Here is a 15,086-nt window from a genome sequence, read left to right as displayed (position 1 = left end):
GCTGTTTCTTGAGCTTGATCCTTATTTTTTTCTTCGCTAGCCTCTGAGGATGATGGGTATTGACCGATGGCGCTGGATGGTGGGCATGTGGTCGGCAATATGGACGCTGATCGCGCTGACGGGAGGACTGCGGGCAGTGGAAGTCATTCAGGGGCCGGACGCGGTGATCGATGCCTCGGGAACGAAAGCGACGCTGACGTGGCAGACGGACGCTGAATGTGGCACCCGCGTCCGCTACGGGCTGGCCCCGGACAAGCTGGAGTGGAAAGCTGGGGATGGAGTGGCCGTGCAGCACTCTGCGATCCTGGAGGGGCTGGCCCCCGGCACCACTTACTACTACACCGTGGGCACTGCCAAGGTCCGGCTCAAGTCGGGGCAGTTCACCCTCCCTGCGAAAGGGGCGACTCCTGAGGGGCCGGTCCTCAAGAAGAAGCCGCCGACCGAATCTGCTGCGGCTCCCCGGGCTCCGCCAGCCAGGGTGACGTGGGGTCACCTGCCCAGTCTGCGGGACCACTTTGAACGGCACGGTTCCGATTTCGCCGCGAAGAATGAGGAGGACTATGCGCGGCAGGCGTGGGAATTTTTGCAACGGGCGATGACCGAGGGGTTACCGGCCAAACAGGACGCTTCGGACGGCACCCTGCGCGTCTATGATCCGGCCAGCGGGGCATTCGCTGCCTACAATCGCGATGGCACCACGAAGACTTACTTCAAACCTGGCAGCTCCGGGTACTGGGACAGGCAGCCTGGCCGTCCGGTACGATTGAGAAAACCTTGACGCCTCCCCATCCCTTTCGACCTCCCATGAACACTTGTCCTGTCTGCGGCTATCCAGCGTTGCGCGAGCCGCCTCACGCGCCTTCCGGCGGCGGCTCCTATGAGATCTGCCCCTCTTGTGGTTTCCAATTCGGCGTGGACGATGATGACAAGGGCATCACCTACACGGAGGCCAGGGAACGCTGGGTGGCGGCCGGACATCCCTGGCGCAGCAAGGGGACAACCGCTCCGGCGGGCTGGCAGGGAAGGGAACAGTTACAACGCCACTTGAAGGCGGTCTCTGCCAGTCCCACAGGGCAGCAGGGAAAGCGTCGTCCCTAGGTTGAGAAAAGCCTGTTGGGGGATTTATGAAATAAAATCAGACCGGGCGACCTGGCCTGTTCAGGTCTCTGGTTGGCGCAAGATGCAGTCCTGCCAATCTCGCCAGCGGCCCTGGCTGGATGTGTGGAATGGGTGAAGAAAGCGTTTCACTGTTCTGCTTTCTCACCGGAGTGCTTGTGCATTGTTTGTGTTCATGGAGAAAAATATTCTATCAATCTTGGCCATCTTGGCCATCTTGGCGGTGGCTGGCGGTCTTGGGGCGGAGGAGATCTTGCCGGGCAAGTCGGGCGCAGCGCTGGTGCAGGGGCTCCGTTCCCAGTATCAACCGACGCGTTCTCTGAGCTACCGGGAAGCCCGGCAGAACATGTTTGGCCAGATCGACAACTATGGCGGCCGGGTGGTGCTGATGTATACCGGTGAAAGCTACTCCACGAACACCATCCCGCCGGAGCGCGAGGTGAACACCGAGCACACCTGGCCGCAATCGCGGTTTGAGGATTCGGTGGGACGTGGGCGAATGAAGTCGGATCTTCATCACTTGTTCCCCACCTCGAACAGTGTGAACAGCCGTCGCGGCAACAATGCTTTCGGCGATATTCCTGACGAGCGCACGCAGTTCTGGTATCGGTCCCCATTGGCACAGCAGCAGATCCCCAATGATGATCGCGACAGCTATTCGGAAGCCACTGATGGCGAGTTCGAGCCCCGCGAGGATCACAAGGGCAACATTGCCCGGGCGCTCTTGTACTTCTACACTGTCTACGGTGATCAGAACATTGAGGTGGAGTGGTTCAAGCCCCAAGTGCCCACACTCCTGAAATGGCATGAGCTGGATGCAGCAGATGCCCGGGAGATCGAGCGTACCCAGCGCATCGCAGCCGTGCAGGGGAATCGCAATCCTTACGTGTTGGATGCGACGCTTGCGAAGCGTGCCTTTGGCGGTCAGGTGCCTGTCGTGGCCTCACACGAGGACTCTGCGATGGTGTTGCGGAGAACGTCGGCAGCGGAGGTCACCCCAGCCGAACCAATCGAGCCCCGTGAAGTGCGCCCTGCCGATGAAGCCGTGCTTCTGGCGGGGAACAAGCTGCGGATTGGAGCATGGAACATAGAGAACCTCGGCACCCGATCTGCGGACAGCAATGCGGATGACCAGGAACCCGAAGCTCTGGCCGAGTACATTCATTCATCCCAAGTCTCCCTCCTGGCATTGGAGGAGATTCATGATGATGAGCAAGACAGCTCTGAAACTCCGGGGCGTGCTCCTTGGAAAAACAAGATCCTGGATCGCACCATGGCGGAGCTGGAGGAGCGTTCCGGCCATCGCTGGAAGTATGTGCTCACGGCTCCTGGTCCGGCCAACATCCGCCAGCAGTTGACGGGTGTGGCTTGGGACACGGAGGTGGTGGAGCTCATTGGCCGCGAGCCAGTCTCCGTGCCTGGCGGCGAAGTGGATGGCGCTGACGTGTGGAATCGTCGTCCCGAGGCATTCCATTTCTCCACGGGCGAGGGGCAGACGGACATTGCCATCATCCCCCTGCACATGAAGAGCAACAACACGGTGAATGGTCGGAATGTCGGGTTGGCCACCCGGGTCCAGGAGGCGCAGCAGCTCAAAGCCCAGTTGCAAAGCCTTACGGAAGCGCTCCAGGGCGAGAAAGACATCGTGCTCCTGGGGGATACGAACATGCTCCACGGTGAAACCACCGCCGCTGTGCAGTGGGGAGGCAAGTTCCGTGACCTGAATACGCGTGAGCTCTACACCTACATCAAACCATTTAGGAATCAGCAGTTCCCGCCGTTCGACCGCATTTTCGTTCCACTGGGGCAGCCCGAGTTTAATGGGGCGGCGCAGACCGTGCATGGCCCGTATGGTGCCGACCGTGAAGCGCGGAAACAATGGCGCGAGAACCACCTCGAGACGCGCTCCGATCACCTGTTGATCTGGGCAGACATCTCCATCACGGCGGATGACGATTAACGGAGCGACAAGCTCCACCGCGGCCAGTTCGTTACCCGCATGTACCGGGGATGGACTGGCCGTTCTTTTTCAACTGGCTGGAAACCGGCTCCCGCTCAGTATCAGGCCGAGGAATTCATGTGGAGATGCTCCAGCAAGACATCTCAGATGTCTATGCCGCTGCTGGCGGCGTGCAAAATGTCGGCAGGATCAATCCCGTCCCAGTGTCAAAAAAGGACCCGCCAAGTCGCATATGCTCGGGAAGGCGCTCGCCGCAGTCCCTGATCACGCTCTTCTAGTACAATGCATCCCACCAGCATTCGGAATATCCTTCGAGCGCACCCTCAAGAAACGTGTTATCCCGCAACCAGGAATAGGGCATTGCATAGCGCTGAATCATTTCCGGCGATCTTCTGCTGTCGGCGTAAGGCTTAGCAGTCAAAAATTCCAAAGGAGGAACGCTGAATACGTAGAGGATCGGCAGGATGGGAAGCAACAATAGCCAAAAAGAGCCTCGTGCTTTTTGTTCTGCCTTGTTGATCATGTGGGCAGCATATCGTAAACTGCCAAGGATCTGCAAAGCGAAAATGGCACTGCCCAACCATTTGAATGACGGAACAATTGTCGGAACCATTTTTGCAGATTTTGCGAGCTGCTGGGATTTCGGACGCCGCTCTCAAGAGCTCAACTCTACGTTCTCGTCTCTATCACGATTTGGGGATGTATGGAGACATCGCACAGTGGTTTGTTGAGGACCTCTCCAAGCAAGTTGATATGACAGGGTTTGAATTCGACCGTTATTTTCCTCCGGAGTTCTATGGCAGCCATAGTTTGGAGCGTCTCTTCTTTTGGCTTTGCCCGTTTGCCGCGGCTATACGACGCAGGAAAATATTTTACACTTCAATCACCCTGGGGATTATTGCAGAGGCCTTGGAAACAAGAAAGTGGACGCAGGTCGAGCGTCGATAGTAGTGGCTGGCAAGACATTCAGACGGCGGAAAGGTTCATCCACACCATGAAGAAATGCGAACCGAATAGTGCTAACATCGCGATGTGGGCATCGTTGATTGTGGCATTGCCTGTGATTTACGTGTTGACTGCGCCTGCGCTGTACGTTGTGGCGGACAAGATAGGAGTGCCGGAAAAGCCGTTGGACGTATGCTGCGCTCCTTACGATTTGATCGGCGATATCGATCTCGTCGCAAAGCCATTGGGAGACTACTGGTTCTTTTGGATGCGCGTCGGATATGGGAATTACTAAACACTTGGTCTCCGGAAGCCGCCTGTTAGAGTGACTTATCACAATGTCATCTAGATGCCGCCCTCCCCTCGGCAGTGTCGATAGTTATGGCGAAAGCTCAGGAGTGCTCCAGTTCTAAGGTGGCATATGGAAGCTGCGATGGCTAAGCTGGCAGGCAGCGGAGGCGCTACGGGGTACTCCTGTTAGAAAAGACAGCTCCGCACAAGAAAAGGCAGGCGCGGAGGAGGACTCGTGCCTCCAGCCAGCATCATGCTCTCGTGATTCAAGCTTCAGATCGGGCCCCTGTTGCCTCACGTTGCCGGTAATCACGCACATCCAACGCTCTGGCCAGCAAGCCGCTTAGCGGCAAGGACACTACAAGGAATTCAAAACCGGCTAGAGCGCCCAAAATCGTCAGCAAAAGCGCAAGGGCCGCGAACTTTACTGCTCGCTTGGCGTTCAAAGGCGCTTCGAAGAAGAGGGCGCGTACATACATGAGCACATTAAAACACGAAACGGGGGAAATTCTTGAAGTATCGAGCAATAAATCTCCCCCAAGTCTTCAACCCCGCAGCGCCAATCTCGAGGATCAGGAAAGCTAAAAAACGGCCAAAATAGACTGTCCAGGTCGGCAATGCACAGGCGGCGGCTGCCATCAGTTAGCAGGAGCACGGTTGCTGGCATCAGAGTATGTGCTAGGGTAGGGCTCCTCTCCATGACTGGATGACACATGAAGAGTTTCGAATGTCCCTTGCAGGCCATTGTGATTCATAGCGGCGGCCAGTCCTTTTTCCTTGAGAAGGGTGTCAGCAGATCGATATTACGCGCATGCGTGAAAGCTGCTACCTTTTAAGAATTGGCGGCGGCTTGCTGGGTGCCTTGTTTGTGACCTGCGTCGTCATTGCGTTCGGCGGCGGCTTGCGATCTTGGGTTCTGGGTGTAGTGGGCTCCTTTGGGCTTATGCTCCTAGCGATGGCCATTTTTGCGCCAAGCAAGAAACTGGAGAAATGGTTTGGCGGGCTTTGATGCCAGCGTTTGCATGGCTCTGTGCTTTGCGGCAGGCGGCAATCAGCCTGGTCCGGTGGGAAAATGGCGGACGATGCTGAAAGGAAATGCGGAGCCCGCAATTCGGGCTCAAGGGAGTGGTATGAAGACGGAGAGGAGCCGCGGTCGGGCGGCTACGATGTGCCATTTAAGAGAATCAGGACGCCGAACCCCGCGCCGCCAATCGCCATCGCGTCGGCGTTGCATCATCATCAGCGACGCGATGAGTTTCGCCCTTGGAACGAGCTGAAGTCGGTGCCCGCTATGATGGTTTTAGTGGATGACCTGCGGACGTGGTGGGATCTTGGTGAGGATGCCGTTCTCAACCGCCGTTATCCCGACGAGTGCGGCCTAAAAGTGACCTGAAGAGATTTGAGCTGTCGTAGAGTGGTAGCTGATGGGGGCTGAGATTTTTGAAGTTCGGACAACATGCGGGGTGCTCTCCCACGAGATGTGGGATGTGTCGGGATGCTGCAAGGTGACGGCGGCTGACTTCCACTGGTTTGTCCTGGGGGTTGTCGTCCGTGCGGGCGCTATTTTACGATGAGGAAACTTCTGTAAGAAATTAGGAGACGAATACAAATCCCGGGTAAATTGTGTCCTTTCGTCGGATGGAGATTTCTCCTTCACGTGCCTGTAGCTCAGCGGTTAGAGCAGGGGACTCATAATCCCTTGGTCCAGGGTTCGAATCCCTGCGGGCGCACTTAACTTTTCCAGGATTTGGAAGGGGGCGGCGATAGCCTCTCCACGCTGCTCCCGATCTGATACGATCTCCTCGCGCCACGCCACCCCATGCCCAGCCATGAATCAAGACATTGTGAAGCTCCCGGCGGTCAAAGTCTCGACCCTCGCCGAGTCCTTGAGAGCCTACGCAGCGGTGCCGGTGGAGGAATCCCTGGAGGCGCTGAAATCACAGCACGGAGTGAGTCCGGCCACGCCCGATCCCGCAGCGGCGGCGCTGGCGATCTTGAATTCCTCGAACCGAGAGCCTTCCTGAACCGCATCGTCCCGCTGATGAGGGCTGCAGGAGCGGAGCACGAGGTGCGGTTTGATCTGGCCGCAGGCCGGGTGGTCAAGTTCACCCTGCAGCCAATGGAGGTCATTGATCGCTCCGAAATCGAACTCTACCTGGAACGACTGGCGCTCACCAATGAGGTCTTTGGTGACGATTACAAGCTGGCGGGCTGGATCGAGTTTCCGGGGGAGCAGGGGGTGCGGTTGGTGGTGACGCAGCCCTGGTATCGCACACGCAATGGCGCTGCGGTACATCCCAATGACAGGCAGATCTGGGCCTACATGACCATTCTGGGGTTTCTGCGCGTGGGCGAGGGGATGTATCACCATCCCCTGCTTCGGCTGGCTGTCTCGGACGCGGTGGGGAAGAACTTCGTCCTGGATCTGGACGGGGCTGTGAAGCCGGTGGACCTGCAGGTCATGCGATCCGAAGGAGACATGCTGGAGACGCTTGAACGTCTGGCGAAGACTCAACCTGCGGTCCGCGTGGCCGAATCGGCGGATTCGACGCTCTGATCGAATCGTGACGCTTACGATTTGTCGGGCCTGGCCCCACTTTTTCGCAACGCCGCGCAGGCAGGAACTGTCTCAAGAACGGATAGGGTGAACAGGCTGCCCGGGCCTGTCCGCCGTGGGGTGCTTGCCACCTGTGATCAGTCACCCACCTTGCCATGAAGCCGCCAATCTCCGGATTCCCGGTGCGGACCGGTGGGAGAGCTGTTTTTCCAGCTCGGGCGCTACTCCTGGTCTTTGGGGTCTTTTTTGTGATGGCTGGAGGGGAGCTGCTCGCTCGTGAGGCAGGGAATCGACCTCCGGTAATCAATGTGTGGGTGAATGACAAGCAGGTGCCGGTGATCGAGCACTGGGTGGAAGGCCGGCTAAACTGCACTTACGCGCCCCTGACGCTACCAGGCTCTGCTGAGGTGGAGGTGGAGGTGCCTGGTGGGGTGCGGCACTGGGCGATGAGCCCTGAGAAGTGTGATGTGCCCACTCGGATGGAGCGTGGCCGTCTGAAATTCACCATGCTCACCTCCCACTACATGGTGGTGACGGTGAACGGGCTGCGACTCCTCCTGCTGGCGGATCCACCCGAGGATGAACTTCCAGAGCGCCAGAAAATTCTGGATGTATCATCTGCGCCCTACAATCTGGATCGGTCCGGGGCCAAAGACAGCACCGCGATGCTTCAAAAGGCCTGCGATGACGCAGGGGCGCTGGCGAATGAGGCGGTGGTCATGTTGCCTCCCGGCCTCTACACCACCACGGGTATCCACCTGCGAAGCCGGACCCAGCTTTACCTGGCTCCTGGGGCGGTGCTGCAGGGCAGCGATGATGCGGAAAGCTACCCGGAATATCCCACAACTCCGGGAAAGACGGGGACCACCGCCCTGATAAAAGTGAATGGTGCGGAGCACGTGCGGATCTTCGGGCGGGGCACTCTGGATGCCCGTGGCCAAGCTCTGGCAGGGGAGGCCAACAACCGGGAGGGGAGGAGATTGCTGGCCAGCTGCGTTTCCGTAGAACGATCACGCTGTGTGACTCTGGAAGGAGTGATCTGCAAGGAGGCGACTGCGGTGGCGCTGCCAGTGACGCATTGCGAGGATGTGGCCATGCGGAGGGTAAAGGTGATCAATGACCTGAGCAGTAACGACCGGGTGGATGGCATCCGGCTCGCTGGCACCCAGCGTGCCCTGGTGGAGGACTGCCTGGTGTACACCACGGAGGACGCCTTTGCCGTGACTTCCCCAGAGGATGCGGTGAGTGAGCAGGTCGTGTTCCGCAGACTGATGGCGCTTACGAGCGGGCGGGCCCTCCGCTGCGGACCGCAGGCCCATTCTCCGCTCCAACGCATTCGGTTTGAGGATGTTGACATTATTCACTGCCGGGATGCCATGAATGTGATGCACGGGGAGGGGAAAGCGGACTGGGACGAGATCGTTTTCAAAGACATCCGGGTGGAGAACTGCGGCCGGAACGGCATCGTGATTCAGCTGCTGGACGGGGGAAGGGTGAATGGGGTGCGGTTTGAGGACGTGAGCTTCAAACAGCGTCGCCCGGGCTTTCTGCGGGGTTTGGGACCGGACAGCTGCATCCGGGGGGTGACCTTCGCAGGGATGGAAATGGCAGGGCTTCCGGTGGTCTCAGCAGAGGGTGCGGGGATCAAAATGGGCGAGTTCGTTGAGGATGTGCGCTTTGACGATTGAAGGGGGAAGACGTCATCCGACCGGTCGGACTGCCTCAGGATGAAGGACCTTTCATTCATAGAAAGGTGACAGCCTTGTTCCTTGACTCTTTCGGCACGCCCCGCACCGTTCCCCGTGTTAAGGCCGCACTTTCAAACCCCGATTCATCTACCTGGCTGACGCACATCGCATGGTTATCGACCTTTCCTCTCGTTTGCAGGGACCTCTTAAGCGGAATCTCTACAAACTCGCAGCCCCTGTCGTAGAGCGTGGCCTCGGCATCCGTTCGTTCAATCATCTGTATGAACGCACTCGTGATCGCTACGTGAAGCACCCGGACTATCCGTCAGCCCGGGCCTGGTTTTCATCGGGTCTTCAAGAGATCGGCACGAAGTATGAGGTGGATCTGCCTCAGAACTTCACCTTCCCGTCGGAAGGACCGCTCGTCATCGTGTCGAACCATCCCTTCGGCATTCTGGATCCGGTGATTCTGGGGGATCTGATTTCCCAGTATCGGCCCTACGTCCGCTTCATGACCAACTTCCTCCTGGGGGAGATGGAGGAAATGCGCCCCTGGATCATTCCGGTGGATCCTTTCAACGGGGAAAACAGTGCCCAACGCAATCTCGGCCCGATGAAGGAGGCGCTGCGTTTCCTCAAGCAGGGGGGCGCGCTGGCCATCTTCCCGAGCGGTGAGGTGGCCCATTTCAAGATGGGACGCGGTGTGGAGGAGAGCCCGTGGAGCTCCCATGTGGGGGCTCTGGTCCGTCGTACAAAGGCCACCGTCCTGCCGGTCTATTTTGAGGGGCAGAACAGCGTGTTGTTTCATGGAGCCGGTCTGGTGCATCCCATGCTGCGCACCGGCCTGCTCTTCCGGGAGTTGTTTCATAATGACCAGGGCGTGGTGTCGGTGAAGGTGGGGCAGCCCATCCCCTTCAACCGTCTGCGCAAGTTTGAGGACGATGAAAGTCTGACCCGCTACTTGCGTCTTCACACCTTCATCTTGAGCCAGCGACCCAAGGCTCCCCTCAAAGGGCTCGGTGGAGGCTCCGGTTCCACAGCGGCACCTGCGGCTTCTGCGCCGGGAATCGCTGCCGCTCCAGTGGTGCCGCTGGCTCCTGACAGCCCGCAGTTGCAGCAGGCGTTCGAAGCCGAGATCGCCGCGCTCAGGCAGACAGGCGGACCCATCGCGCAGCAGGGCAACTTCAGTGTCTTCATCGCCTCTGCTCCAGAGATCCCCAATCTCCTCCGGGAAATTGGGCGCCTGCGGGAGGTGAGTTTCCGGTTGGTGGGCGAGGGCACCGGTGAGGAAGTGGACCTGGACAAGTTCGATGACTACTACCTCCATGTCTTCCTGTGGGACGACAAAGAGCGCCGCGTTGCAGGGGCGTATCGTCTCGGCCGTGCTGACATGATCATGCGTCGCTACGGGGCCAAGGGGCTCTACACCAGTACGCTGTTCAAGTTCCAGAAACCCTTCCTGAAACATCTGGAACAGGCACTGGAGATGGGGCGCAGTTTTGTGGCTCCAAACTATCAGAGGAGCGTCACGGCGCTGCCGCTCTTGTGGAAGGGGGTGCTCACTTGGGTGTGCCAGAATCCCCACTACACCAAGCTCTATGGTCCGGTCAGCATCAGTCAGGCCTACCAAGGGCTTTCACGCAAGCTCATGGTGGAGTTCCTCCGGGAGAACAACTTCCACCCTGATCTGGCTACGCTGGTAAAGCCGCGCAAGCCCTTCCGCTATGGGAAGAATCGCAAAATCCTGCGGGAGTTTATTTCCGCGGACCTGGGCAACGTGGATGACTTCTCCGCCTTGATTTCCAGCTTGGAGGAGGACGGCAAGGGTATTCCGGTTTTGCTTAAACACTACCTGCGCCTCAACGGCACGCTCTTGAGCTTCAACGTGGACAAGGACTTCGGCTCCTGCCTGGACGGACTCATCCTCGTGGATGTGACGGAAACCGATCCGAAGCTGCTTGCGAAGTACATGGGAGAAGAAGCCTGCGCCAAGTATCTCAAGCACCACGGTGTGGAGGTGGCGAAGGAGACGGAGGTTAAGGGTTAGGTGGGGAGGCGTTAAGTGTTAGGGGTTATGAGTTAGATGACGAATGATGTGGGGTGCACAGGGCGTGCACTCTGAGGACGGGGCTGAGGGTTCGGAGCAGATTTCAGGTTGCTCAGGCAACTTCCGCCATTGTGCTTCGTTACCATTTTGTGCCGATTGCCAATCTGCGCTGCTGGTCAAATGCCTGCGTTCACGTGCTCTGGTTCGAGGTCTACACAGGACTCCCGAAAGCGGCGATTCTCGCCGCACTCCACAGATGCTTCGCATCCAGACGCTGGGCATGACGTGATGACTTGGAATTGCAAGAGCCTCCGACATCGCAAACCCTTGCGGTACCCAAACCATCCCGCCTTCGATGTCGCATCGAAGTTGCCCGGTGGCAGCCAGTCAGGCGCTCTTACATCCACTCCTGCAATGCATCCAGCAACTCCCGACCATCGGTCTCGCCGTGCATGATGTCTGCCACCACGGGGGCGAGGTCCATGGATTCCAGCACCATGCGGTTTGAGATGCTCGCGGCATCACGCTCTTCGTGGGCGTAGTTCAGCACCAAGCCAGCACACTTGAGGCCCCGGGCCTGGATGTTCTTCACTGTCAGGATCGTGTGGTTGAGGGCTCCGAGACGGTTGTTGACCACCACCAGCACGGGCCAGCCAATCTCCTGGGCGTAGTCGGCCAGGGTGTAACCCGGAGCGAGGGGGACTTCCCAGCCACCCGCACCCTCTATGAGCACGTGATCGACCCGGGAAGTGAGGTTATCGAGGCTTCTTCGCAGTCCGGCAAAGTCCAGCTTTCGGTTCTCGATCAGTGCGGCGGTGAAGGGCGAGGCGGGTGTCTTGAGCCAGATGGGGTTGATCTCATCTAAGGTAAACCCGGGGCCTTCGGCGCTCCCTTGGTGCAGCAAAATAGAATCCTGCCGCCCGCCACAACAAAAGGGTTTGAAGCCTGCGGCCTGAATGCCGCTCTGCTTCAGGGCATCCAGCAACAGTCGGGTCACATACGTCTTGCCTGCGTCAGTGTCGGTGCCGGTGATGAACAAGTTCAAGGGGGAGTAGAGCGGGAAGTTGAGGCGCTGCGCTGGTTGAGGTGGCCCGCAAGCGGGCCCTTGAGGCGCTACGCTGGTTTAGGCGCTACGCTTGGGGCAGGCAAGGGGCAATCTTTGATAGGTGGGGTGCCCCGGCAGTGCTTCATCAACCCTTGGCGCGTTTCCTCCGCAACACCAAGGCTGCAAATCCCATGAAGAAGAGGATCATCCGTGATGGCTCGGGCACGGCGATAGCGATGATGCCATCGGAGGCGAAGCGGGTGGTGTCCCACTGATAGCCTGGTGCCAGACTTGGCAGCACGAGATCGCCCAAGCTGTCGGGGTTGAAGCCGTTGAGGGCGATGGAGCTCGCATCGATGATGTCGAAGACTTCCGAACCAGTGGGGGTGAAGGTGCCAAGATTGACGTTGATGATGGTGTTGGCATCCAGGCTCAACAGCCCGCCCACGCTCAGCTTGTCGAAGACGGTGCTTGAGGCGAGGTCGAAGTTGATGGTGCCGGAGACGGTGAGGCTGGAGTCAAAGGTCAAGGTGCCGATGCCAAAATCTGTGCCTACTGCGGCGGTGTCTGCGCCCATGATGAGTCTCCCACCCACGCTGACGACCGTGCTGCCCGCGATGCGGCCGGTGCCACCCAGACTGCCACCGCTGGCTACTGAAACCGCCCCCGTGCCCGTGCCGGAGCCGGCGAGATTGGTCACCAGCAGGGTGCCTTGAGTGACCATGGTCGGTCCATCATAGGTGTTGGCATTGCTCAGGGTGAGGATGCCAGTGCCGGTTTTGTTGAGACTGTTGGAGACTTGCGTGCGCAGCAGCGTGCCGGAGCCATCGTCCTGGAGTTTGAGGTAATCACTCGCATTGAAGGAGACGACCGGGGTCCCACCCGCCATCGGGTTGTAACCGAAGCCGAAGGTCGAGGTCCATCCCGAACCCACCACGGGGCCGGCCCCGCCCCCACCATTGCCAAAGCGGATCTCAATCGTGTGCCAGCCGTCGCCATTGGTCCCCATGCCGAAATCGGAGGTGATGTTGCCCGCGGGAGCGCCGTTGGCCGTGGTCGAGTTGGTGGTGGTGACGACGTTGTAGGTGGAGTTCGTCAAGACGACTTTGCCGTCAACGATGATCTGTACGGAGTCGTCGATGTTCTCGGCAAATGCAAACTTGCCATCGGCATCAAAAAACTGGCCTGTGTAAACCCATGTCTCCTGATCGGCCCATTTTCCAGCGGTTGTCTTGTCTGCGGAGTACCCTGCGATGGCTGAGAGCACCTGTGCCCCACCGGGGTTGACTGTGGTGGTGTTGAACGAAGATCCAGCTGTGACGCGTCCTTCCTTCAGACCTGCCACATAGCCCGTCTGGCCTGAGACGACGCCGCTGATGATGGTGTTGCCCGCTCCCGTGACGGTGAGGGCGTAGTCGGCCTTCACATTCCCGGCTAATGTAAGCGTCTGGCCGGCCGTGGCGGAATTCACCGTCGCGGCAGAACCGAGCGTCACGGGACCGCTCACTGAGTTATTTCCTCCAGAGCTTTTGAGGGCTCCGGCACTCGCCACGCCGGTGCCATTGATGATGATCTCCTCTGGTGTGGTGATGTTGTTCTGCAACTCAAGCGTGGCGCCCGCGACCACGCCGGTGCCAAAGGAGATCCCCGTAGTACCCGTGCCCAACGCATTGTTGTGGCGGGCTACGAGGGTGGTATTCGTGCTCACCTGGGTGTAGCCGCGGTAGGTGTTGTTTCCTCCCAGCACCACCGTGCCCGTACCGGTACTGCTGGTGTACACGGAGGAGTCACCATCGAAGTTATTGTTGGAGTTCCCACTGATGATGCCATTGAACACCACGGTGCTTGTGCCTTCGGCTCGCAAGTTGAGCTGCTGGCTGTTGCCACTGTTGTTGTTGGTAATGTTCCCGTTGAAGGTGGTAGTGCCAGTGGCGGCCTGCGTGCCCAGCGTGGTGATGCCGCCCGAGGCGTTGACCTGAACGCCCCGGCTGATGGTGTAGCTGCCGCTGGTGATGAGACTGGCCGAGGCCACCTGGATGGCGGCCGTGCTGCTACCCAGATGCCCGGAGGACGCGCCGCTGGCGATGTCTTGGTCCAGCCGGAGGGTGCCCCCGGCTACCACAGTGGTGCCGGTGTAGGTGTTGGCTGCAGTCAGGACCAATATGCCAGAGTCCGCCTTGATCAGGTTGCCGGTGCCGGTGACGACGCCGTTGACGGTGAGGGTCAACCCGGAGTTCACGTCCAGGGTGCCATGAGCCGACCCCAGGGTGATACCCCGGTTGACGTTCAGTGCGATGCTGGTGCTGATTTCAAGCCCACCTCCGTTCAGAGTGAGCTGGTCTGCCGCGGCGTCGGGCGTTGGGGCCGCCCCCAGCGCGGCCTCGGCTGCAATACTGAGCAGGCCTCCGGTGACGCTCGTCTTGCCGCCGTAGCTGTTGGCTGCGGTGAGGGTGAGCCGCCCGTTGCCGGTTTTTATGAGGTTGCGAGCGGTGCCGTCATTGGTGATGGCCCCCAAGCTGACAGTGGTGTTGCCACCGCTTGCCGTCGAGTTCACGATGTTGAAGGTCGCGTCAGCAGAGAAGGTGGTGGCCCCGAAGGTGAGGGTGGTCGCGGCGTTGTTTGTCACATTCAGCGTCGTGCTATCGGCGTTCACGGTGAGAATGGCGCTGCCCATGGCCAGGGTACCCATGGCGAAGGTCTGCCCACCGTTGCCCGCAGTGAGGCGCCCTAGGGTCACGGTTGTAGCGGTCGAGACGGTGGTGTTGCGGTTGAAGGCCAGCGGGGTGGTCGAGTCATTAGCGAGCCAGAGCGTTCCACCATTGAGATTCACGGTGGCTGCCCCGGTGCCCAATGCGCTGGCGCTGGTGGTGGCACGGAGAATGCCTGCGCCTGTCGTCATGGTGCCCGTGAAGGTGTTGCTGCCACTTAGTATCAGGGTGCCACCGCCCGACTTGGTCAAGATGCCTGAGCCGCTCACCACGGAACTGATGCTGCTGGTGCCCGTTGCCACCGAGACGACATCCCCACCCAGATCCAGCGTGCCACCTGAGAGATTCACCGCGCCCTCTTCCACGGTAATCCCCAACGGATTGATCGTGCCGGAGACGGTGATGGTCTGAATGCCGGTGCCATCTGTGCCTGCGCTGAAGACGGCGATGTTTCCATCAGCCCACAGACCTGGCGCCGCAACTCCAGTGGAGTCAGTGCTCCAGTTGGAGAGTGTCGTGTCCCAAGTGCTGGTGCTGGTAGCACCCGTGCCGGTGGTGGTACCATTGGCATCCCAATACAAAGACTGGGCCTGGATCTGCGAAGCAGACATCAGAGCGAAGCCCGCTGTCGCCGCCAGAGCGTTCAGGATGAGAGTCATCCCGCGACGAAGCAGGCGGACATCTCCCATTGAAGGGGATGAAGTTGGAAAGCGCATTTGGGGGTTTGAT

The 15,086-nt window shown here is 59.3% G+C and carries 12 protein-coding genes and 1 tRNA gene; 10 read left to right on the top strand and 3 right to left on the bottom strand.

Going from position 1 to position 15,086, the window contains the following annotated elements; translation table 11 throughout:
* Positions 1-49: 49 nt before the first annotated feature.
* From BV106_RS28465 to BV106_RS36380, 3 genes are all read left to right on the top strand, one after another.
* Positions 50-778, top strand: coding sequence for a fibronectin type III domain-containing protein (locus tag BV106_RS28465; RefSeq protein WP_081892383.1), 729 nt, complete (start codon positions 50-52; stop codon positions 776-778).
* 26 nt (positions 779-804) lie between these two features.
* Positions 805-1,098, top strand: coding sequence for a hypothetical protein (locus BV106_RS28460; RefSeq protein ID WP_051946442.1), 294 nt, complete (start codon positions 805-807; stop codon positions 1,096-1,098).
* 217 nt (positions 1,099-1,315) lie between these two features.
* On the top strand, positions 1,316-3,076 hold the full coding sequence (locus tag BV106_RS36380; protein WP_265596168.1) for an endonuclease: 1,761 nt from the start codon (positions 1,316-1,318) through the stop codon (positions 3,074-3,076).
* 274 nt (positions 3,077-3,350) lie between these two features.
* Here the strand turns inward: BV106_RS36380 and BV106_RS28445 are convergent, their stop codons facing one another.
* A complete protein-coding gene (locus BV106_RS28445; RefSeq protein ID WP_265596167.1) occupies positions 3,351-3,689 on the bottom strand; it encodes a hypothetical protein in 339 nt (112 codons plus the stop codon).
* Between the two features lie 183 nt (positions 3,690-3,872).
* Between BV106_RS28445 and BV106_RS38950 the strand changes: the two genes are divergently transcribed.
* From BV106_RS38950 to BV106_RS28395, 7 genes are all read left to right on the top strand, one after another.
* Positions 3,873-4,316, top strand: coding sequence for a hypothetical protein (locus BV106_RS38950; RefSeq protein ID WP_265596166.1), 444 nt, complete (start codon positions 3,873-3,875; stop codon positions 4,314-4,316).
* 807 nt (positions 4,317-5,123) lie between these two features.
* Positions 5,124-5,321, top strand: a complete 198-nt coding sequence (locus BV106_RS28425) for a hypothetical protein (protein ID WP_038170416.1) — start codon at positions 5,124-5,126, stop codon at positions 5,319-5,321.
* Positions 5,322-5,969: 648 nt separating this feature from the next.
* Positions 5,970-6,042 (top strand) — tRNA-Ile (locus BV106_RS28415).
* Between the two features lie 99 nt (positions 6,043-6,141).
* Positions 6,142-6,336, top strand: a complete 195-nt coding sequence (locus tag BV106_RS28410; RefSeq protein ID WP_038170414.1) for a hypothetical protein — start codon at positions 6,142-6,144, stop codon at positions 6,334-6,336.
* 17 nt (positions 6,337-6,353) lie between these two features.
* Positions 6,354-6,869 carry a hypothetical protein gene (locus tag BV106_RS28405; RefSeq protein ID WP_038170413.1) on the top strand — a complete coding sequence of 172 codons (516 nt, stop codon included), beginning with the start codon at positions 6,354-6,356 and terminating at the stop codon, positions 6,867-6,869.
* Between the two features lie 155 nt (positions 6,870-7,024).
* The gene (locus BV106_RS28400) at positions 7,025-8,557 is read left to right on the top strand and encodes a glycosyl hydrolase family 28 protein (RefSeq protein ID WP_081892381.1); all 1,533 of its coding nucleotides are present in this window, start codon (positions 7,025-7,027) and stop codon (positions 8,555-8,557) included.
* A 169-nt stretch (positions 8,558-8,726) separates the two neighbouring features.
* Positions 8,727-10,604, top strand: a complete 1,878-nt coding sequence (locus BV106_RS28395; protein WP_038170411.1) for a lysophospholipid acyltransferase family protein — start codon at positions 8,727-8,729, stop codon at positions 10,602-10,604.
* Positions 10,605-11,001: 397 nt separating this feature from the next.
* Here BV106_RS28395 and bioD read toward each other — a convergent pair whose 3' ends face one another.
* Positions 11,002-11,649: a dethiobiotin synthase gene (gene bioD, locus BV106_RS28390; RefSeq protein WP_038170410.1), complete on the bottom strand. Its 648-nt coding sequence runs from the start codon at positions 11,647-11,649 to the stop codon at positions 11,002-11,004.
* A gap of 145 nt (positions 11,650-11,794) precedes the next feature.
* Positions 11,795-15,016 carry an autotransporter-associated beta strand repeat-containing protein gene (locus BV106_RS28385; RefSeq protein WP_265596165.1) on the bottom strand — a complete coding sequence of 1,074 codons (3,222 nt, stop codon included), beginning with the start codon at positions 15,014-15,016 and terminating at the stop codon, positions 11,795-11,797.
* Positions 15,017-15,086 lie beyond the last annotated feature (70 nt).

This window comes from Verrucomicrobium sp. BvORR106 (assembly GCF_000739655.1).
Classification (GTDB): Bacteria; Verrucomicrobiota; Verrucomicrobiia; order Verrucomicrobiales; family Verrucomicrobiaceae; genus Verrucomicrobium.
This window is presented reverse-complemented; position numbering and strand designations above follow the sequence as displayed.